This window comes from Enterobacter sp. BNK-14 (assembly GCF_047456095.1).
Taxonomy (GTDB): domain Bacteria; phylum Pseudomonadota; class Gammaproteobacteria; order Enterobacterales; family Enterobacteriaceae; genus Enterobacter; species Enterobacter kobei.
In genome coordinates this window covers 4,170,032-4,189,123 of sequence record NZ_CP179897.1, presented here as the reverse complement: position 1 = coordinate 4,189,123, position 19,092 = coordinate 4,170,032, and the positions used below count along the sequence as shown (strand labels likewise).

Annotated in this window: 20 protein-coding genes and 5 tRNA genes; 6 read left to right on the top strand and 19 right to left on the bottom strand. The window is 53.6% G+C overall.

The features are described from left to right. Positions 1 to 2: 2 nt before the first annotated feature. The 4 genes from galT to gpmA all read left to right on the top strand — a co-directional run bounded on the left by galT (position 3) and on the right by gpmA (position 4,196). Complete coding sequence (galT, locus tag ACMGGM_RS19870; RefSeq protein ID WP_023332433.1) at positions 3 to 1,049, top strand: galactose-1-phosphate uridylyltransferase; 1,047 nt, start codon at positions 3 to 5, stop codon at positions 1,047 to 1,049. 3 nt (positions 1,050 to 1,052) lie between these two features. Continuing rightward, the gene (gene galK / locus ACMGGM_RS19865) at positions 1,053 to 2,201 is read left to right on the top strand and encodes a galactokinase (RefSeq protein WP_014883054.1); all 1,149 of its coding nucleotides are present in this window, start codon (positions 1,053 to 1,055) and stop codon (positions 2,199 to 2,201) included. Next, a complete protein-coding gene (galM, locus tag ACMGGM_RS19860) occupies positions 2,195 to 3,238 on the top strand; it encodes a galactose-1-epimerase (RefSeq protein WP_023332432.1) in 1,044 nt (347 codons plus the stop codon). The genes galK and galM overlap by 7 nt, the downstream gene beginning before the upstream one ends. 205 nt (positions 3,239 to 3,443) lie before the next feature. Continuing rightward, a complete protein-coding gene (gpmA, locus tag ACMGGM_RS19855) occupies positions 3,444 to 4,196 on the top strand; it encodes a 2,3-diphosphoglycerate-dependent phosphoglycerate mutase (RefSeq protein ID WP_008501111.1) in 753 nt (250 codons plus the stop codon). A 61-nt stretch (positions 4,197 to 4,257) separates the two neighbouring features. Here gpmA and aroG read toward each other — a convergent pair whose 3' ends face one another. Beyond that, positions 4,258 to 5,310 carry a 3-deoxy-7-phosphoheptulonate synthase AroG gene (gene aroG, locus ACMGGM_RS19850; RefSeq protein WP_014883052.1) on the bottom strand — a complete coding sequence of 351 codons (1,053 nt, stop codon included), beginning with the start codon at positions 5,308 to 5,310 and terminating at the stop codon, positions 4,258 to 4,260. Positions 5,311 to 5,613: 303 nt separating this feature from the next. Between aroG and ACMGGM_RS19845 the strand changes: the two genes are divergently transcribed. Both ACMGGM_RS19845 and zitB read left to right on the top strand, forming a co-directional pair. Then, positions 5,614 to 5,994 carry a protein YbgS gene (locus tag ACMGGM_RS19845; RefSeq protein ID WP_014883051.1) on the top strand — a complete coding sequence of 127 codons (381 nt, stop codon included), beginning with the start codon at positions 5,614 to 5,616 and terminating at the stop codon, positions 5,992 to 5,994. A gap of 105 nt (positions 5,995 to 6,099) precedes the next feature. Then, the gene (gene zitB / locus ACMGGM_RS19840) at positions 6,100 to 7,038 is read left to right on the top strand and encodes a CDF family zinc transporter ZitB (RefSeq protein WP_023332431.1); all 939 of its coding nucleotides are present in this window, start codon (positions 6,100 to 6,102) and stop codon (positions 7,036 to 7,038) included. Here zitB and pnuC read toward each other — a convergent pair. The 18 genes from pnuC to cydA form a co-directional block, all read right to left on the bottom strand. Continuing rightward, entirely contained in the window at positions 7,035 to 7,754 is a 720-nt protein-coding gene (pnuC, locus tag ACMGGM_RS19835) for a nicotinamide riboside transporter PnuC (RefSeq protein ID WP_045134249.1), read from the bottom strand. The two genes, zitB and pnuC, sit on opposite strands and share 4 nt — an antisense overlap. A 22-nt stretch (positions 7,755 to 7,776) precedes the next feature. Continuing rightward, positions 7,777 to 8,820, bottom strand: a complete 1,044-nt coding sequence (gene nadA / locus ACMGGM_RS19830) for a quinolinate synthase NadA (protein WP_063614045.1) — start codon at positions 8,818 to 8,820, stop codon at positions 7,777 to 7,779. Positions 8,821 to 9,011: 191 nt separating this feature from the next. Then, positions 9,012 to 9,087 (bottom strand) — tRNA-Lys (locus tag ACMGGM_RS19825). Positions 9,088 to 9,110: 23 nt separating this feature from the next. After that, positions 9,111 to 9,186, bottom strand: a tRNA-Lys gene (locus ACMGGM_RS19820). Between the two features lie 146 nt (positions 9,187 to 9,332). Further along, positions 9,333 to 9,408: transfer RNA gene (locus tag ACMGGM_RS19815), tRNA-Lys, on the bottom strand. 3 nt (positions 9,409 to 9,411) lie between these two features. Next, positions 9,412 to 9,487, bottom strand: a tRNA-Val gene (locus ACMGGM_RS19810). Between the two features lie 26 nt (positions 9,488 to 9,513). After that, positions 9,514 to 9,589: transfer RNA gene (locus tag ACMGGM_RS19805), tRNA-Lys, on the bottom strand. Between the two features lie 161 nt (positions 9,590 to 9,750). Further along, positions 9,751 to 10,548: a cell division protein CpoB gene (gene cpoB / locus ACMGGM_RS19800; RefSeq protein ID WP_045134251.1), complete on the bottom strand. Its 798-nt coding sequence runs from the start codon at positions 10,546 to 10,548 to the stop codon at positions 9,751 to 9,753. A 9-nt stretch (positions 10,549 to 10,557) separates the two neighbouring features. Beyond that, positions 10,558 to 11,079: a peptidoglycan-associated lipoprotein Pal gene (pal, locus tag ACMGGM_RS19795; protein WP_003858578.1), complete on the bottom strand. Its 522-nt coding sequence runs from the start codon at positions 11,077 to 11,079 to the stop codon at positions 10,558 to 10,560. A gap of 35 nt (positions 11,080 to 11,114) precedes the next feature. Beyond that, complete coding sequence (gene tolB, locus ACMGGM_RS19790) at positions 11,115 to 12,407, bottom strand: Tol-Pal system beta propeller repeat protein TolB (RefSeq protein ID WP_013097529.1); 1,293 nt, start codon at positions 12,405 to 12,407, stop codon at positions 11,115 to 11,117. Positions 12,408 to 12,537: 130 nt separating this feature from the next. Beyond that, positions 12,538 to 13,806 (bottom strand): cell envelope integrity protein TolA, encoded by a 1,269-nt coding sequence (tolA, locus tag ACMGGM_RS19785; RefSeq protein ID WP_014883046.1) that lies wholly within the window; start codon positions 13,804 to 13,806, stop codon positions 12,538 to 12,540. 28 nt (positions 13,807 to 13,834) lie between these two features. Beyond that, positions 13,835 to 14,263: a colicin uptake protein TolR gene (gene tolR / locus ACMGGM_RS19780; protein WP_003858589.1), complete on the bottom strand. Its 429-nt coding sequence runs from the start codon at positions 14,261 to 14,263 to the stop codon at positions 13,835 to 13,837. Positions 14,264 to 14,266: 3 nt separating this feature from the next. After that, positions 14,267 to 14,959 (bottom strand): Tol-Pal system protein TolQ, encoded by a 693-nt coding sequence (gene tolQ / locus ACMGGM_RS19775; RefSeq protein WP_008501101.1) that lies wholly within the window; start codon positions 14,957 to 14,959, stop codon positions 14,267 to 14,269. Further along, a complete protein-coding gene (ybgC, locus tag ACMGGM_RS19770) occupies positions 14,956 to 15,360 on the bottom strand; it encodes a tol-pal system-associated acyl-CoA thioesterase (protein WP_003858593.1) in 405 nt (134 codons plus the stop codon). The genes tolQ and ybgC overlap by 4 nt, the downstream gene beginning before the upstream one ends. 148 nt (positions 15,361 to 15,508) lie before the next feature. Next, positions 15,509 to 15,799, bottom strand: coding sequence for a cyd operon protein YbgE (gene ybgE / locus ACMGGM_RS19765; RefSeq protein WP_010428735.1), 291 nt, complete (start codon positions 15,797 to 15,799; stop codon positions 15,509 to 15,511). Then, positions 15,799 to 15,912, bottom strand: coding sequence for a cytochrome bd-I oxidase subunit CydX (gene cydX, locus ACMGGM_RS19760; protein WP_003858598.1), 114 nt, complete (start codon positions 15,910 to 15,912; stop codon positions 15,799 to 15,801). Before cydX ends, ybgE begins: the two co-directional genes overlap by 1 nt. A gap of 14 nt (positions 15,913 to 15,926) precedes the next feature. Then, the gene (cydB, locus tag ACMGGM_RS19755; RefSeq protein ID WP_014883044.1) at positions 15,927 to 17,066 is read right to left on the bottom strand and encodes a cytochrome d ubiquinol oxidase subunit II; all 1,140 of its coding nucleotides are present in this window, start codon (positions 17,064 to 17,066) and stop codon (positions 15,927 to 15,929) included. A gap of 15 nt (positions 17,067 to 17,081) precedes the next feature. Further along, a complete protein-coding gene (gene cydA / locus ACMGGM_RS19750; RefSeq protein WP_014883043.1) occupies positions 17,082 to 18,650 on the bottom strand; it encodes a cytochrome ubiquinol oxidase subunit I in 1,569 nt (522 codons plus the stop codon). Between the last annotated feature and the right edge of the window lie 442 nt (positions 18,651 to 19,092).

The window sequence follows — 19,092 nt, the reverse complement described above, 5'->3', positions numbered from 1 at the left end:
TCATGACTTCGTTTAATCCCGTCGATCATCCGCATCGTCGTTTTAACCCGTTAAGCGGACAATGGATTTTGGTGTCTCCGCATCGCGCCAAGCGCCCCTGGCAGGGGGCGCAAGAGACGCCTGCGAAACAAACGCTACCGCAGCATGACCCGGATTGCTTCCTGTGTCCGGGCAACACGCGCGTCACCGGAGATAAAAACCCGGACTACAAAGGCACCTTCGTCTTCACCAACGATTTTGCTGCGCTAATGACCGACACGCCGGACGCGCCCGCGAGCCATGACCCGCTGATGCGCTGTGAAAGCGCGCGGGGTACCAGCCGCGTGATCTGCTTCTCGCCCGATCACAGCAAAACGCTGCCGGAGCTGAGCGTTGAGGCACTGAAAGAGGTGATCGGCACCTGGCAGGCGCAAACCGCTGAGCTGGGGCAGACTTACCCGTGGGTGCAGGTATTTGAAAACAAAGGTGCGGCGATGGGCTGCTCCAACCCGCATCCGCACGGCCAGATCTGGGCGAACAGCTTCCTGCCTAACGAAGCCGAACGCGAAGACCGCCTGCAAAAAGCCTATTTCGAGGAAAACGGCTCACCCATGCTGGTTGATTACACCCAGCGTGAGCTGGCCGATGGCAGCCGTACCGTGGTGGAAACCGAACACTGGCTCGCCGTCGTACCTTACTGGGCCGCCTGGCCGTTTGAAACGCTGCTGTTGCCGAAAGCGCACATACAGCGCATGACCGATCTCAGCGACGCACAGCGCGACGACCTTGCGCTGGCGCTGAAGAAACTGACCAGCCGTTACGACAACCTGTTCCAGTGCTCTTTCCCGTATTCCATGGGCTGGCACGGCGCACCGTTTAACGGTGAAGAGAACCAACACTGGCAGCTGCATGCCCATTTCTATCCGCCACTGCTTCGCTCTGCGACGGTACGTAAGTTCATGGTGGGCTATGAAATGCTGGCGGAAACCCAGCGTGACCTGACGGCGGAACAGGCAGCCGAACGTCTGCGTGCCGTGAGTGACGTCCACTATCGCGAATCAGGAGTCTAAAAAATGAGTCTGAAAGATAAAACACAATCCCTGTTTGCTGAGAAATTTGGCTACCCTGCCACCCATGTTATTCAGGCGCCTGGCCGCGTCAATCTGATCGGTGAACATACTGACTACAACGACGGTTTTGTGCTGCCGTGTGCCATTGATTACCAGACGGTTATTAGTTGCGCAAAGCGCGACGACCGTAACGTCCGCGTAATAGCGGCGGATTACGGTAACGAAACCGACGAGTTTTCCCTTGATGCCCCCATTGTGACGCACGACAGCCAGCAGTGGTCTAACTATGTGCGCGGCGTGGTGAAGCATCTGCAGAAGCGTAACAAGAACTTTGGCGGTGCGGATTTAGTGATCAGCGGCAACGTGCCACAGGGCGCGGGCTTAAGCTCCTCTGCCTCTCTGGAAGTCGCCGTGGGGACCGTGTTCCAGCAGCTTTATCATCTGCCGCTGGACGGGGCGCAAATCGCCCTTAACGGTCAGGAAGCAGAAAACCAGTTCGTGGGCTGTAACTGCGGCATTATGGACCAGCTGATCTCCGCGCTGGGCAAAAAAGAGCACGCGCTGCTGATCGACTGCCGCTCGCTTGGCACCAAAGCCGTTCCGCTGCCCAAAGGCGCGGCTGTTGTGATTATCAACAGTAATTTTAAGCGCACGCTGGTGGGCAGCGAGTACAACACCCGCCGCGAGCAGTGTGAAACCGGTGCACGCTTCTTCCAGCAGCCCGCCCTGCGCGACGTGACGCTTGATGAATTCAATAAGGTTGCGCATGAGCTGGATCCGGTTGTCGCCAGACGCGTTCGTCACGTGCTGACGGAGAACGCCCGTACCGTTGAAGCCGCGTCCGCGCTGGCGAAAGGCGACCTGAAACGCATGGGAGAACTGATGGCTGAATCGCATGCCTCCATGCGCGATGACTTTGAAATCACCGTCCCGCAAATTGATACCCTGGTTGAGATCGTCAAAGCGACCATCGGCGATAAAGGCGGTGTGCGCATGACCGGCGGTGGCTTCGGGGGCTGCATCGTTGCGCTGGTGCCGGAAGAGCTGGTCCCTGCTGTACAGGATGCCGTGACGAAGCAGTACGAAGCAAAAACAGGTATTAAAGAAACCTTCTATGTATGTAAAGCATCACAAGGAGCCGGACAGTGCTAAACGAAACACCTACCCTCGCACCGGATGGTCTGCCGTATCGCCTGTTAACCCTGCGCAACCGCGCAGGGATGGTGGTTACGCTGATGGACTGGGGTGCAACCCTGCTCTCCGCCCGCGTACCGATGCCGGACGGCAGCGTGCGTGAAACGATGCTCGGCTGTGCATCGCCTGAGCAGTATGTTAACCAATCGGCTTTTCTGGGAGCGTCCGTCGGCCGCTATGCCAACCGCATCGCTAAAAGCCGTTTCGAACTCGACGGCGTGGCGTACCCTCTCCTTCCAAGTCAGGGTGAGAACCAGCTTCACGGCGGACCGGAAGGGTTTGATAAACGCCGCTGGAAAATTGTCCGTCAAAATGACAGCGAAGTGCTGTTCTCGCTGGATTCACCTGATGGCGATCAGGGCTTCCCGGGCAACCTTATCGCCTCAGCACGCTTCACGCTAACCGACGACAACCGAATCGCCATCGAATACCGTGCCACGGTCGACAAGCCGTGTCCGGTTAACCTGACTAACCATGCCTACTTTAATCTGGACGGCAACCAGTGCGACGTGCGCAACCACAAGCTGCAAATCCTTGCGGACGCGTACCTGCCGGTTGACGAAATGGGCATACCGTATAAGGGCCTGAAGCAGGTGAACGACACCAGCTTCGACTTCCGCAATGCGAAAGCTATCGCACAGGATTTCCTGAGTGATGACGATCAGCGCAAGGTGAAAGGCTACGACCACGCTTTCCTGTTGCAGGCCAAAGGCGATCTCAGCCAGCCCGCCGCGCAGGTCTGGTCTGCTGATGAGAAGCTGCAGATGACCGTTTATACCACCGCCCCTGCCCTGCAGTTCTACTCAGGTAACTATCTTGGCGGCACAACGGCACGCGAACACAATGAATACAGCGACTGGCAGGGTCTGGCACTGGAGAGCGAGTTCCTGCCTGACAGCCCGAATCATCCGGAATGGCCGCAGCCAGATTGCGTTCTGCGCCCGGGTGAAGAGTACGTGAGCGTCACCGAGTATCATTTCATTCCGCGCGCTTAACGACAGGCCCTCACATAGAGGGCTTTTTTCTGCTCCCCTTGCTGAAAATAGCGCCGATCGCAGACAAAATCATAACCCTGGATTCACAAGCATCTTACACTCGGAGACTATTTTCGCTATGGTTAGGGTTAAGCGTTGCTGCTGGCCTGGCCACAGCAATATAATGAGAATTGTTATCATTCTAAAAATGCTTGAGGAGTAAGAGATGGCTATTACTAAGCTGGTCCTGGTGCGTCACGGCGAAAGCCAGTGGAACAACGAAAACCGCTTTACCGGTTGGTACGACGTTGATCTGTCTGAGAAAGGCGTAAGCGAAGCAAAAGCAGCAGGTAAACTGCTGAAGGAAGAAGGCTTCAGCTTTGATTTTGCTTACACCTCTGTGCTGAAACGTGCCATCCACACGCTGTGGAACGTGCTCGACGAACTGGATCAGGCCTGGCTGCCGGTTGAGAAATCCTGGAAACTGAACGAGCGCCACTACGGTGCGCTGCAGGGTCTCAACAAAGCCGAAACCGCTGAGAAATACGGTGACGAGCAGGTTAAACAGTGGCGTCGCGGCTTCGCGGTAACCCCACCAGAGCTGACCAAAGATGACGAGCGCTACCCGGGCCACGACCCGCGTTACGCGAAACTGACTGACGCTGAGCTGCCAACCACCGAAAGCCTGGCGCTGACCATCGACCGCGTTGTGCCTTACTGGAACGAAACCATTCTGCCACGCCTGAAAAGCGGTGAGCGCGTGATCATCGCCGCTCACGGTAACTCCCTGCGTGCGCTGGTGAAATACCTGGACAACATGGGTGAAGACGAAATTCTTGAACTGAACATCCCAACTGGCGTACCGCTGGTGTATGAGTTCGACGAAAACTTCAAACCAATCAAACACTACTATCTGGGTAACGCGGATGAAATCGCAGCGAAAGCCGCGGCTGTCGCGAACCAGGGTAAAGCGAAGTAATTTTCGCCAGACATAAAAAAAGCGCGGAACCTTCCGCGCTTTTTTATTTCTGCCTCAGGACTTAACCGCGACGTGCTTTCACCGCGTTCGCCAGCTGACGCAGGAGGGTGTCGGTATCGTCCCAGCCGATGCAGGCATCCGTGACGCTCTTGCCGTACACCAGCGGCTCGCTGCCTTCCAGGTTCTGGTTACCTTCGACCAGATGGCTTTCAATCATCACGCCAATCACCGCCTTCTCACCGCCGGCAATCTGCTGACAGACATCAGCCCCGACGTCCATCTGCTTTTTAAACTGCTTGCTGGAGTTGGCATGGCTGAAATCGATCATCACCTGCGGTGGCAGCCCGGCTTTTTCCAGCCCGACCTTCACGTCGGCCACATGTTTTGCACTGTAGTTTGGCTCTTTGCCGCCACGCAGAATAATATGGCAATCCCCGTTACCGCTGGTGTTCACGATGGCGGAATGACCCCATTTGGTCACGGACAGGAAGCAGTGCGGTGCACCCGCTGCGTTAATGGCGTCGATAGCCACCTTAATGGTGCCGTCAGTGCCGTTTTTAAAACCAACCGGACAAGAGAGACCGGATGCCAGTTCGCGGTGAACCTGAGATTCCGTGGTACGGGCACCAATTGCGCCCCAGCTCATCAAATCAGCCAGGTATTGTGGCGTGATCATATCCAGGAACTCACCGGCAGCAGGCAGGCCACTGTCGTTGATCTCCAGCAGCAGCTTGCGCGCAATACGCAGACCGTCGTTGATCTGGAAGCTGTTATCCATGTGCGGATCGTTAATGAGCCCTTTCCAGCCAACGGTCGTACGCGGTTTTTCAAAATAGACGCGCATGACGATTTCCAGCTCATCCTTCAGCTCTTCGCGCAGCTGAAGAAGCCTTGCCGCATACTCTTTTGCCGCAGCAGGATCGTGGATAGAGCATGGACCAATCACCACCAGAAGACGATCGTCATTACCTTTTAGGATCTTATGGATCGCTTTGCGAGCATGAGAAACCGTGTTTGCGGCATTTTCAGTGGCGGGGAATTTCTCAAGGAGCGCTACAGGAGGTAATAACTCATTGATCTCTTTAATGCGTAAATCGTCGTTCTGATAATTCATTTTCTTTCCAGCTCTGCCATATCTTTAGTAATGAAAGCAATCCTTTCAATCTATCTTGTCGACCAGGAAGTGTAAACACGGTTTTACACTTCACGCAGATAATTCCTGGAATTCGCCTAAAAATCGCCACAAAATAGCGAAAAATGAGATCTAACCTAAGCTTTTTAACTGTAACAACCAATTTTATACGCCTAAACGCGATTCCCTACTGACGTAAGTCCGTAAGGCGGAATCTTTCGCCTCTAAAAAGATGCACTGTTGGAGAAAGTTATCCAGCGTAACGACAAGAACAGGAGCACCATGATGAAAATGACAAAACTGGCAACCCTCTTCCTGACCGCCACTCTCACCCTGGCAAGCGGCAGCGTCCTGGCTGCTGAAACGGGCACCTCAGACAGCAACGGTGATGCCAATGCGGCAGCAGAAGCAGGCCAGGTCGCCCCTGATGCGAAACAGAATATCGCCCCAAATAATGTCGATAACAGCCAGATCAATACCGGCAACACCAATACCGGCGGCACCATGCTGCATCCGAACGGCAGTGATTCCGGCACCATGAATCACGACAATATGAGTTCAGATGAAGTTCATAAGAACTCAATGTGTAAGGACGGCAAATGTCCCGACCCTAACGACAAAGTGGGTAACGATGCCAATACCAAAACCGATGGCACAACCCAGTAAGTGGTCAGTGCTTTAAATGCGAAAGGAGAGCCCAGGCTCTCCTTTCTTTTTGGAGTAACCTGTTAAAAACGCTACACTAAAAAATAACGAAACAGGAAAGCAGACATGGCGCACACCCACTCACACGCATCTTCTCCCGGAAATGACAACGTAAAACGACTCATGCTGGCCTTCGGCGTCACGGCCACGTTTATGGTTATCGAGGTCATTGGCGGTCTGGTCTCCGGCTCGCTGGCGCTGCTGGCTGATGCCGGGCACATGCTGACCGATGCCGCAGCGCTACTCTTCGCTCTGCTGGCAGTGCAATTTGCTCGTCGTCCTCCGAACGCACGCCATACCTTCGGCTGGTTGAGGCTGACTACGCTTGCCGCGTTTGTTAACGCCATCGCGCTGGTGGTCATTACTATTCTTATCGTCTGGGAAGCCATCCAACGCTTCAGGCACCCGCAGCCAATAGCCGGAACGACAATGATGGTGATTGCCGTCGCGGGGCTGCTGGCGAATATTCTGGCATTCTGGATTTTGCATCGCGGCAGCGGGGAAAAGAACCTCAACGTGCGCGCTGCTGCCCTGCATGTGCTGGGGGATTTGCTCGGCTCAGTCGGGGCGATAGTCGCCGCGCTGGTGATCCTCTATACCGGCTGGACGCCAGTCGACCCGATTCTCTCCGTGCTGGTATCGTGTCTGGTTTTACGTAGCGCCTGGAGTCTGCTGAAGGAGAGCGTCAATGAACTGCTTGAAGGGGCACCCGCATCCATGGACATTGACGAGCTGAAGCGTAACCTGCGCCGTTCTGTCCCGGAAGTGCGCAATGTTCATCATGTGCATGTCTGGCAGGTAGGTGAAAAACCGGTGATGACGCTACACGTTCAGGTGATCCCACCTCACGATCACGATGCATTACTGGAACGCATTCATCATTTCCTGGAACATCATTACGAGATTGGCCACGCCACCGTCCAGATGGAGTATCAGGCCTGTAACGGGCCGGACTGCCACCTTAACGAGGCGCAGCCCGACCATTCACATCATCATCACCATTAGCGGGAAAGCGCGTGAGAGCCTCGCTCACGCGCGCTCTTAATCCACATACGGCTGCCATTCAGGGCAATGAAGGTCAGCAGCAGATATTCCAGCGACATCGCATAGACGCCCTGCAGCGCGAAAATGACCACGCTGATAACGTTGATGATGACCCACAGCAGCCAGTTCTCAACGTATTTACGGGTCATCAGGATCATCGCCGCAATTGACAGCACCATCATGCAGGAATCCCAGAACGGGAAAGCATCCGGCTGAAGTTCTGGCATCGTTACGCTCAGGCCGATACTGGACATAGCCGAAACGGCCACGCGGGTCAGGAAGGCAAACACCGGGTTGATATAAACTGTCATGAATCCAATAGCGACCACGCAAGCGACAAACCAGGCAATGGCTTTCGGCAGGGGTAGCCAGCGGATCTGTAGCTCAGCCTCCTGCTGGCTGTTCTGCCGCGACCACGCGTACCAGCCGTAAATATTGGCGGCGAAGAAGAACAACTGCAAAAGCAGACTGGCGTACAGCTGGATCTGGAAGAAGATAATCGCAAAAAGCGTAACGTTAATCAGCCCGAACGCGTAATTGCTGATTTTCTCCAGGCTTGCCAGCCAGATGCAGAGTAAACCCGCCAGCGTGCCGACGGCCTCAATCCATGACAGGTCATAGCCACCTGCACCAATCGGTATATGAACCAGAATGTTCTGCGTGCTAAAAAAATCCATCTTTTCCCCGGAACGTTTTGAATTAAGTACGTAGTGTAGCCGCAAAATCCAGCATGCGGTTAAGCGGAATTAACGCACCTTCGCGCAGCGCAGCATCGACATGAATTTCATGCGCGGCGCCGCCCGTCTCCAGCCCTTCGGCAATCGCTTTCAGACCGTTCATCGCCATCCACGGGCAATGCGCGCAGCTGCGACACGTCGCGCCCTCGCCTGCCGTTGGGGCTTCAAGGAGCTCTTTCTCCGGCACGGCCTGCTGCATCTTATAAAAGATACCGCGATCGGTCGCCACGATGAGCTGCTTGTGCGGCAGCGTTCTGGCCGCGTTGATAAGCTGGCTGGTTGAACCCACGGCATCCGCCATGTCGACAATGGACTGGGGTGATTCAGGGTGAACAATAATGGCGGCGTCAGGATAAAGCGCTTTCATGCGTGCCAGCGCCTGGGTTTTGAATTCGTCGTGCACAATGCAGGCCCCCTGCCAGCAGAGGACGTCAGCGCCTGTCTGCTTCTGAACATAATTGCCGAGATGTCGGTCAGGTGCCCAGATAATTTTCTCCCCCAGGCTGTCCAGATGCTCAATCAGCTCAACGGCGATGCTGGAGGTCACGACCCAGTCTGCCCGCGCTTTTACCGCCGCGGAGGTGTTGGCATAAACCACCACGGTACGGTCAGGATGGGCGTCGCAGAAGGCGGTGAACGCGTCAATCGGGCAGCCAAGATCGAGCGAACACTCGGCATTCAGCGTCGGCATCAAAATGGTTTTTTCCGGGCTGAGAATTTTCGCCGTTTCGCCCATAAAACGCACGCCAGCAACAAGCAGCGTGGAAGCAGGATGTTTTGCGCCAAAGCGCGCCATCTCCAGAGAGTCAGAGATGCAGCCCCCGGTCTCTTCCGCCAGTTGCTGGATTTCCGGGTCGGTGTAGTAATGCGCCACCATCACCGCGTCTCGCTCTTTCAGAAGACGTTTGATCTTCTCGCGGTAGAACTGTTTTTCGTCCTGGCTTAGCGGAACAGGTTTTGGCGGAAACGGATAGATGGCGGCTTCGGGATCAAACATCACACTCATTATGGCTTCTCGTTTTACGGGCTTAACAATATTGCCTTTCTTTTGCCTGACATAGCAAAACGCATGGCAATTGTGTTTTGTATACTAAACAAGATAGCGAATCTGGAGTGAAAAGTCACCGGGAATAGAGGTGTGGAGCATTTATAGAATTGCAGATAGCAAAAAGGCGCCTTTAGGGCGCCTTTCTACATTGGTGGGTCGTGCAGGATTCGAACCTGCGACCAATTGATTAAAAGTCAACTGCTCTACCAACTGAGCTAACGACCCCTTGCGGGATTTTTTCTTCGAAGTGGTGGGTCGTGCAGGATTCGAACCTGCGACCAATTGATTAAAAGTCAACTGCTCTACCAACTGAGCTAACGACCCATTCGGGTGCTGACTTCGAAGATTTTTACTCGGTACCACATTTAAGTGGTGGGTCGTGCAGGATGACTCGGCTTCGCCTCGCCCTTCGGGCCGTTGCTAATGCAACGTTATCCTTCACGTTTAATATCTGAGTAAGACATTAAAATTGGTGGGTCGTGCAGGATTCGAACCTGCGACCAATTGATTAAAAGTCAACTGCTCTACCAACTGAGCTAACGACCCGAGTGGTGGGTGATGACGGGCTCGAACCGCCGACCCCCTCCGTGTAAAGGAGATGCTCTACCAACTGAGCTAATCACCCACTCTGTACTATCGGAACTGCTTAAGTGGTGGGTCGTGCAGGATTCGAACCTGCGACCAATTGATTAAAAGTCAACTGCTCTACCAACTGAGCTAACGACCCACTTTTACGCTGTTTTCACGTTGTTTGATATCCCGTGGCAACGGCGGCATATATTACTGATTTAAGAATTCTGCGCAACAAAAATTTCGATGAAGATCACTTAACTGCTTACGAATCATGCTGCACGACCAGAAATAACGCGATTTCTGGTCATGCGATAATCATCCCATCGAATTCAGACGTTTTTGCGCCTGTTTGGCACCTTCGGTACCAGGGAATTTGGCGACCACCTGCTGATAAACCGCTTTGGCTTTCGCAGTGTCTCCTTTGTCCTGCATGATCACGCCAACCTTATACATCGCATCTGGCGCTTTCGGCGATTTCGGGTAATTTTTCACCACGGAGGCAAAATAGAACGCCGCATCATCCTTTTTACCCTTGTTGTAATTCAACTGACCAAGCCAGTAATTGGCATTTGGCTGGTAGGTTGAATCAGGGTATTTCTTAACAAAGTTCTGAAACGCAGCAATCGCGTCGTCCTGACGAGATTGATCCTGCACGAGGGCAATGGCCGCATTGTAATCCGTATTCGCGTCACCGCTCTGTACAGGCGCGCCTGTGGAGGCGGAAGCATCCGCAGACGGCGCGGGCGCGGATGTCGCCGCTCCGCTCTGATCGCCTGCTGCGGGTTGTGCTGCTGCACCACCACCGCTGCTGAGGCTATCTATCTGCAACAAGATTTGCTTCTGACGTTCCGCAACCTGGTTAAGCTGATACTGACTTTCCTGAATCTGACCGCGGAGTGAGTCAATATCGTTTTGGTTATCGGAAAGTTGTTGCTGGAGTTGGGTTAAAAGCTGACTGTGAGCGTTAGAAATACGCTCGAGTTGAGTGACCCGGTCTTCTACCGAGCCTGAGCCGACACTACTGATTGGTGCCTGAGCAAAAGCGGCCCAGGGGGCCGCTATTCCAACCAGTAACGACAGACTCAACAGATGATGTCTGAAGTTACTGCTCATGCCATTCTCTTAGTAAACCAGTACGGCACGACGGTTTTTGGAGTAAGCCGCTTCGTCGTGACCCAGTACTGCAGGTTTTTCTTTACCGTAAGAAACGATGGAGATCTGATCAGCAGAAACGCCTTTACCCTGCAGGTACATTTTAACAGCGTTAGCACGACGTTCACCCAGGGAGATGTTGTACTCTGGGGTACCACGTTCGTCCGCGTGACCTTCTACGGTGACTTTGTAAGATGGGTTGCTACGCAGGAAGTTAGCGTGAGCATCCAGCATCGCAGCGAAGTCAGAACGGATGTCGTATTTATCCAGATCGAAGTAAACGATGTTGTTCTGCTGCAGCTGCTGCATCTGAAGACGCGCCTGCTCTTCAGAAGACATGTTGCCATTGCCGTTCGCGTCCATACCGGTACCGGCACCCATCATGCCTTCGCCGCTCTGGTCATTGCTTGCGTTCTTGTTAGAAGAACACGCTGCGATTGCCATTACAGGCAGAGCGATCATCAGCCCCTTCAGCACTTTGTTCAGTTGCATTTCTATGATTCCTTTAGTAATCAATTAATTATTATTTACAGATACGGCGACCAGGCAGGTGATTTTACCTGTCCATCAGTGGCCGGAATACGCGCTTTGAAACGCCCATCTGTAGAAACCAGATTCAGCACAGATCCCATCCCCTGAGAAGAGCTGTAGATTACCATAGTGCCGTTAGGTGCCAGACTTGGCGTTTCATCCAGGAACGTTGACGACAGAACTTGAACGCCACCCGCTACCAGATCTTGTTTGGCAATGTGCTGCTGCCCACCGTTGGAGCTGACCATTACCATGAATTTACCGTCGCTGCTCACGTCTGCGTTCTGGTTCTGCGAACCTTCCCAGGTAATACGCTGCGGAGCACCGCCGTTGATGTTTACTTTATAGATTTGTGGACGGCCAGCCTGGTCAGAGGTAAACGCCAGGTTTTGACTGTCCGGGAACCATGAAGGTTCGGTGTTGTTGCTGCGACCATCGGTCACCTGGCGGATCTGGCCAGAGCCAATATCCATCACATACAGGTTCAGGCTACCGGTTTTAGACAGCGCAAAGGCCAGTTTAGAGCCGTCCGGAGAGAAGGAAGGCGCACCGTTGTGACGTGGGAACGACGCTACCTGACGCACAGCACCGTTAGCCAGCGTCTGGATAACCAGCGCAGAACGACCGCTCTCGAAAGTCACGTATGCCAGTTTAGAACCGTCCGGAGACCAGGCTGGAGACATCAGCGGCTGGGAAGAACGTTTCACCAGGAACTGGTTGTAGCCGTCGTAGTCAGAGACGCGCAGCTCATACGGGAACTGACCGCCGTTGGTCTGCACCACATAAGCAATACGGGTACGGAACGCACCTTTAATGCCGGTCAGTTTTTCGAATACCGCATCGCTGGCCGCGTGAGCCGCGTAGCGCAGGTACTGTTTAGTGACCTTGTAAGAGTTCTGTGCCAGAACGGTACCCGGTGCACCGCCGGTATCTACCAGCTGCCAGGCCACGTTGTAAGAGCCGTCCGGGTTAGGGGTAACCTGACCCACAACGACCGCATCAATACCCAGCGCAGACCATGCAGCAGGCTGTACTTCCTGTGCGCTGCCCGGCTGCTGAGGCAGACGAGAACGATCTAACGGGTTGAATTTACCGCTGTTACGCAGGTCAGCCGCCACGATGCCACCGGCATCTTCAGGTGCAGCGCCAGGACCGGCCCACTGGAACGGAACAACACCGATTGGGCGTGCCGAGTCCACCCCCTGGGTGATCTCGATACGTACTTCTGCGTGCAGCACAGCTGCCCACAGCATTAAAAAACTAAATGCTACACGTAATGCCTGCTTCATCATATCTCCCTTATCCGGGTAACCTTACCCACGATAATTTAGCAGAATGTTAACAAACTCAAATAGACAAAACTACACGATCCTGGCTATGACAATAGTCGGTTTTCTATACTTCCCAAAGGAAAGACGATCACAGCTTAAAGTCTAGTTTGGCATCTTTTATCTTATCGTAAACAGCCTCACTCGGCGGTTTAGGAATGTTCGCCGATCTTGCTGCGGCTAACGCTGCCTGGCAAAGCGCAGGATCGCCCCCTTCAGAAGTGACGCTTTTCAACCGTCCATCTGGGGCAAGATTGATATGCAGCACGCACTGTTTGCCCTGATACAGGCCCGCATCAAACAGACGGCTTTGGATCGCCACCTGAATCTGCTTCGCATAAGCGCTGATATCTGCACCAGTTGCCCCGCCGTTGGCGCCGGAGGTCCCGCTGTCTTTAGACGGCTGACCGTTCCCTTTCGCCCCGCCACCCGCTTTTGGTGCGTTCTTACCTGAACTCAGGTCGCCCAGCAAATCGTCGACGCCGGCAGCCGCAGCCGCTTTATCTGCAGCGGCCTTTTTGGCAGCGGCTTTTTCAGCCGCAGCTTTCTTATCGGCAGCCGCTTTTTTATCTGCTGCAGCTTTCTCGGCAGCCGCTTTTTTATCAGCAGCAGCTTTTTCAGCCGCAGCCGCTTTTTCAGCCGCGGCCTTCTCGGCAGCAGCCGCTTTCTTCGCAGCGTCAGCCGCTGCTTTCTTCTCTGCTTCCTGAGCGGCTTTCTTCGCCGCTTCGGCTTCAGCTTTCTTCTGAGCGTCAGCAGCCGCTTTCTTCGCCGCTTCGGCTTCGGCTTTCTTCTGAGCATCAGCAGCGGCTTTCTTCGCGGCTTCGGCTTCAGCTTTTTTCTGGGCATCGGCAGCCGCTTTCTTCGCTGCTTCAGCCGCTAATTTTGCCTGGGCATCAGCCTTCGCTTTGGCATCCGCTGCGGCTTTAGCGGCCGCTTCTTCCGCCTGCTTTTGCTGCTCCTGCGCTTTTTTCGCGGCCTCTTCAGCTTGCTTTTGCTGTTCCGCCTGCTCTTTCGCCGCTTCCTGCGCCTGCAAACGTTCTTTCTCAAGCTGCTTCAGACGTTCCTGCTCCGCGGCCTGCTTTTCACGCAGCTCTTCCGCTTGCTGTTGCGCCTGTTTTTCACGCTGTTCTTCAGCCCGTTTTGCACTCGCCTTCTGCTGCTGTTGGCGATTATAGTTTTGCACTACCGCACCGGGATCCACCATAACGGCATCGATGGAAGACCCTCCACCGCCGCCTGATGCATCAATATGCTCATCGAACGAACTCCAGATCAGCGCTGCAAAAAGAATCACGTGCAGTACTGCGGAGACGATTATCGCTCGCTTAAGCTTGTCGTTCTGTTCGGTTGCCTTTGACACTATCGGTTCCCAAAAACTACGCGGATGATCAAATAGGTTGAGTCATTAAGCCAACTGACTTAACACCCGCACTATGTAGCAAGTTCAGCGCTTTAATAATTTCATCGTAGGGTACGTCTTTCGCGCCACCGATTAAGAAGACCGTTTTCGGATTTGACTCCAGGCGACGCTGCGCCTCAGCTATCACCTGCTCCGGTGGAAGCTGATCCATACGATCTTTTTCTACCACCACGCTGTACTGCCCTACGCCGGAAACTTCAATGATGACCGGAGGATCGTCATTGGTGCTCACCGCCTGTGATTCTGTCGCATCCGGCAGATCCACCTCCACGCTCTGGGTTATGATTGGCGCTGTTGCCATGAAGATCAGCAGCAGTACCAACAGGACGTCCAGCAGTGGAACGATATTGATTTCGGACTTGAGCTCGCGACGACCTCGTCCACGCGATCTGGCCATGGTTTACCCCTTGTTGCTCTCGGTGCTGGTAAACGCCTGACGGTGCAGAATCGCAGTGAACTCTTCCATAAAGTTGTCGTAGTTCAGTTCCAGTTTGTTCACGCGCTGGTTCAGGCGGTTGTAAGCCATTACCGCCGGGATTGCCGCAAACAGACCGATAGCGGTCGCAATCAGTGCTTCAGCGATACCCGGTGCAACCATCTGCAACGTCGCCTGCTTCACCGCACCCAGCGCGATAAAGGCGTGCATGATCCCCCATACTGTACCAAACAGGCCGATATACGGGCTGATGGAGCCGACAGTACCGAGGAAAGGAATGTGCGTTTCAAGATTTTCCAGCTCACGGTTCATGGAGATACGCATCGCACGAGAAGCGCCTTCCACAACCGCTTCCGGCGCATGGTTATTTGCGCGATGCAGGCGAGCAAACTCTTTGAAGCCGCTATAGAAAATTTGTTCGGAGCCGGTCAGGTTTTCACGGCGCCCCTGGCTCTCCTGATACAGGCGAGAAAGCTCAATACCCGACCAGAACTTATCTTCAAACGCTTCCGCTTCACGGCCAGCAGCATTGAGGATACGCGTTCTCTGGATGATGATGGCCCAGGATGCGATTGAAAAACCAATCAAAATCAACATGATAAGTTTAACCAGAAGGCTTGCCTTCAGGAACAAATCAAGGATATTCATGTCAGTCACTGCTTAAACTCCGCGACAATAGACTTAGGAAGCGCACGAGGCTTCATTATGGTTGGATCAACACAAACAATCAGTACTTCAGCTGAGTTCAGTACGGTGTTCTCTGCGTTGACTATCCGCTGCGTGAAAACCAGTGAGGTCCCGCGCATTGATGTAATTTCAGTTTGGACTTCGAGCATGTCGTCGAGTCTGGCAGGCGCAAAATACTCAAGCGTCATCTTGCGTACCACGAAGGCAACTCGCTCAGCCAACAGCACCTGTTGACTAAAGTGATGATGGCGCAGCATCTCTGTGCGTGCCCGTTCATAAAAAGCAACGTAGCTGGCGTGGTAAACCACACCACCGGCATCGGTATCTTCGTAATAGACACGAACCGGCCATCGAAACAGCGTTGTATTCACTTTACATCCCAGTAATACAAGAAAAGTTGGAGCTTTCAAACTTCGCTACTATACGCGCGGGAAAGATGGTTTGGAATGGGAGAAAGTAAACGGAGAGTAAATTTTTATGGGCTCGGGTAAGCCCATATCGTTATAGGACATTTCTTATTCAGAAGAAGAAGAAAATCAAACCGGCGAGGAGAACCAGATCGGCAATCAGCGGGCAGAAAATGCCCTGCCAGTGTACCGCTTTCGGACGAAAGCCCACGCCGTGGATCACCCCAGCACACACTGCCCACATAATGAGGAAGCCATGCCAGATTTCCAGTTCGCTGGTTTTTGCCGCGAAACGCGACGGGTCCCAGAAGATGCAGCCTGCCAGCAGTAATGCCATCACTAAAGAAAGCGCCCGTAATGGGCGCTTATCCATTACCGCGTAAAGCGTCGCGATAATATTCATCAGTGTTTTTCTTCACCCGCTTTCGTCGCTTCAACATGCTCAAGCGCCAGGGCGGTGATGACACCAAAAGCACAGGCAAGAAGCGTCCCTAAAATCCATGCGAAATACCACATATTCAGCTCCTTACTTAGTACATAGAGTGGGTGTTGCTTTCGATATGTTCTTTGGTGATACGACCGAACATTTTCCAGTAACACCAGATGGTGTAAGCCAGAACAATCGGAACGAACACGCAAGCAACGTAAGTCATTAAGTTCAGCGTCATATGGCTGGAGGTTGCATCCCACATGGTCAGGCTAGCATTCAGCATGGTGCTGGATGGCATGACGAATGGGAACATGGCAATACCCGCCGTCAGGATGATGCACGCCAGGGTCAGCGAGGAGAACAGGAACGCCAGCGCGCCTTTCTCCAGACGAGACGTCAGCATGGTCAGCAGAGGCAGCAGTACACCCAGAGCCGGGATCGCCCACAGTGCAGGCATGTTATTGAAGTTCACCAGCCATGCGCCAGCCTGACGCGCCACTTCTTTGGTCAGCGGGTTAGACGGTGCCGTATGGTTGATTGCAGACGTCACGACATAACCATCAATACCGTACACCACCCATACGCCTGCCAGTGCGAAGCAGACCAGCGTCACCAGTGCAGCAACCTGAGCCGTCGCACGGGAACGCAGGTGCAGTTCACCCACCGTACGCATCTGCAGGTATGTTGCGCCCTGCGTGATGATCATCGCCACGCTCACCACACCCGCCAGCAGACCAAACGGATTCAGCAACTGGAAGAAGTTACCGGTGTAGTAAAGACGCATGTATTCGTCCAGGTGGAACGGTACACCCTGCAACAGGTTACCGAACGCCACGCCGATCACCAGCGGTGGAACGAAGCTACCAATGAAGATGCCCCAGTCCCACATGTTGCGCCAGCGGGTGTCTTCAATCTTGGAACGGTAGTCGAAACCGACCGGACGGAAGAATAAAGAGGCCAGCACCAGAATCATCGCCACATAGAAGCCGGAGAACGCAGCCGCGTAGACCATCGGCCAGGCAGCAAACAGCGCGCCGCCTGCGGTGATCAGCCACACCTGGTTACCGTCCCAGTGCGGGGCGATGGAGTTGATCATGATTCGACGCTCGGTGTCATTACGACCGAGGAAACGAGTGAGCATCCCCACCCCCATGTCGAAACCATCGGTGACAGCGAAACCGATCAGCAGAACGCCAATCAGCAGCCACCAGATAAAACGCAATACTTCATAATCGATCATTTGATGACTCCTGTCTTAGCGTGCCGGCTGAGTAGTCGCAGTGGACTGCTCGTAGTGATAGCGACCGGTTTTCAGGCTGCTTGGGCCAAGGCGCGCGAACTTGAACATCAGGAACAGTTCAGCCACCAGGAACAGGGTGTACAGACCGCAAATCAGCAGCATGGAGAAGATCAGGTCGCCTGCAGTCAGGGAAGAGTTCGCTACCGCCGTTGGCAGTACCTCACCAATGGCCCATGGCTGACGGCCATACTCCGCAACAAACCAGCCGGATTCGATAGCGATCCACGGCAGTGGAATACCGTACAGCGCCGTGCGCAGCAGCCATTTTTTCTCGCCGATGCGGTTACGAATGACGGACCAGAAGGAAGCCGCAATGATCAGCAGCATGATGATGCCGCAGCCCACCATGATACGGAATGCGAAGTACAGTGGCGCAACACGCGGAATGGAGTCTTTGGTCGCCATCTGGATCTGCGCTTCCGTCGCATCAGAAACGTTCGGGGTATAGCGTTTCAGCAGCAGACCGTAACCCAGATCTTTCTTCACGTCGTTGAACTGGTCACGTACCGCCTGATCGGTCGAACCGGCACGCAGCTGTTCCAGCAGCGAGTAGGCCTTCATACCGTTACGGATACGCTCTTCGTGCTGAACCATCAGCTCTTTCAGACCAGTGACCTGCTTATCAACAGAACGGGTGGCGATGATACCCAGCGCGTAAGGGATCTGAATCGCGAAGCGGTTTTCCTGCGCGTCCTGATCGGGAATACCGAACAGCGTAAAGGCAGCAGGCGCGGGTTGAGTTTCCCATTCAGCTTCGATTGCAGCCAGTTTGGTTTTCTGCACGTCACCCATTTCGTAACCGGATTCATCACCCAGAACGATAACAGAGAGGATGGCAGCCATACCGAAGCTTGCAGCGATAGCAAAGGAGCGCTTAGCAAAGGCGAAGTCACGACCGCGCAGCATGTAGTAAGAGCTGATGCCCAGAATGAACATCGCGCCGCACACGTAACCAGAAGCCACGGTGTGAACGAATTTCACCTGTGCAACCGGGTTCAGGACCAGCTCGGCAAAGCTGACCATCTCCATACGCATGGTCTCGAAGTTGAAATCAGACGCGATGGGGTTCTGCATCCAGCCGTTCGCCACCAGGATCCACAGCGCGGACAGGTTCGAACCTAATGCCACCAGCCAGGTGACGGCCATATGCTGGACTTTACCCAGACGGTCCCAGCCGAAGAAGAACAGACCTACAAAGGTGGATTCGAGGAAGAAGGCCATCAGACCTTCAATGGCCAGCGGCGCACCGAAGATGTCCCCTACATAGTGGGAATAGTATGACCAGTTAGTCCCGAACTGGAACTCCATGGTCAGACCGGTGGCCACGCCCAGTGCGAAGTTGATACCAAACAACTTGCCCCAGAACTTGGTCATATCTTTATAAATCTGTTTGCCGGAGAGGACGTAAACCGTTTCCATAATGGCCAGCAGGAACGCCATACCGAGCGTCAGCGGCACAAACAGGAAGTGGTACATCGCGGTCAAGGCAAACTGTAAGCGCGACAGTTCGACTACGTCTAACATTATGACTCCTTGCTCATCGCATGAAGACTCCGAGAGTGAACCCCGTCAGAAGAGATCCACACGCATGCCCCAATACAAATTATTCGCATCCTGGTCGTCGTTATTACCCTGAAGAAGGATAAAAACGATGACGTCAGGTTACAAATAGGTTAATAAAAAACTCAAATTGATCCCGCAAATATAATACGCTGCAAAACCCTTACAATAAACAGGTTTTTATTGAATCACATTTACGTTTTTCGACGGCGATCAATTTATAGCAAAATTACCACTTTTCGGCCATTTTGATCGGGAACAATTTAGCGCTTTTCAACGCCTTTTTCCAAGGATTAAACATTGATTTAAATCAAAAACAAGCAGCAATGTTAATCATGTTTAAACGCGGTGAGAATGGTAAAAACCATGTTAACGATATGTACATGCAAGGATGTGATAGGTTATC

What these genes read in the sequence shown, in the direction of transcription:
- nadA (WP_063614045.1), bottom strand. Translation starts at nt 8,820, where the DNA reads ATGAGTGTGATGTTTGATCCCGAAGCCGCCATCTATCCGTTTCCGCCA.
- galK (WP_014883054.1), top strand. Translation starts at nt 1,053, where the DNA reads ATGAGTCTGAAAGATAAAACACAATCCCTGTTTGCTGAGAAATTTGGC.
- cydB (WP_014883044.1), bottom strand. Translation starts at nt 17,066, where the DNA reads ATGATCGATTATGAAGTATTGCGTTTTATCTGGTGGCTGCTGATTGGC.
- gpmA (WP_008501111.1), top strand. Translation starts at nt 3,444, where the DNA reads ATGGCTATTACTAAGCTGGTCCTGGTGCGTCACGGCGAAAGCCAGTGG.
- cydX (WP_003858598.1), bottom strand. Translation starts at nt 15,912, where the DNA reads ATGTGGTATTTCGCATGGATTTTAGGGACGCTTCTTGCCTGTGCTTTT.
- tolB (WP_013097529.1), bottom strand. Translation starts at nt 12,407, where the DNA reads ATGAAGCAGGCATTACGTGTAGCATTTAGTTTTTTAATGCTGTGGGCA.
- tolR (WP_003858589.1), bottom strand. Translation starts at nt 14,263, where the DNA reads ATGGCCAGATCGCGTGGACGAGGTCGTCGCGAGCTCAAGTCCGAAATC.
- ACMGGM_RS19845 (WP_014883051.1), top strand. Translation starts at nt 5,614, where the DNA reads ATGAAAATGACAAAACTGGCAACCCTCTTCCTGACCGCCACTCTCACC.
- galT (WP_023332433.1), top strand. Translation starts at nt 3, where the DNA reads ATGACTTCGTTTAATCCCGTCGATCATCCGCATCGTCGTTTTAACCCG.
- aroG (WP_014883052.1), bottom strand. Translation starts at nt 5,310, where the DNA reads ATGAATTATCAGAACGACGATTTACGCATTAAAGAGATCAATGAGTTA.
- pal (WP_003858578.1), bottom strand. Translation starts at nt 11,079, where the DNA reads ATGCAACTGAACAAAGTGCTGAAGGGGCTGATGATCGCTCTGCCTGTA.
- cpoB (WP_045134251.1), bottom strand. Translation starts at nt 10,548, where the DNA reads ATGAGCAGTAACTTCAGACATCATCTGTTGAGTCTGTCGTTACTGGTT.
- pnuC (WP_045134249.1), bottom strand. Translation starts at nt 7,754, where the DNA reads ATGGATTTTTTTAGCACGCAGAACATTCTGGTTCATATACCGATTGGT.
- zitB (WP_023332431.1), top strand. Translation starts at nt 6,100, where the DNA reads ATGGCGCACACCCACTCACACGCATCTTCTCCCGGAAATGACAACGTA.
- ybgE (WP_010428735.1), bottom strand. Translation starts at nt 15,799, where the DNA reads ATGAATATTATCGCGACGCTTTACGCGGTAATGGATAAGCGCCCATTA.
- cydA (WP_014883043.1), bottom strand. Translation starts at nt 18,650, where the DNA reads ATGTTAGACGTAGTCGAACTGTCGCGCTTACAGTTTGCCTTGACCGCG.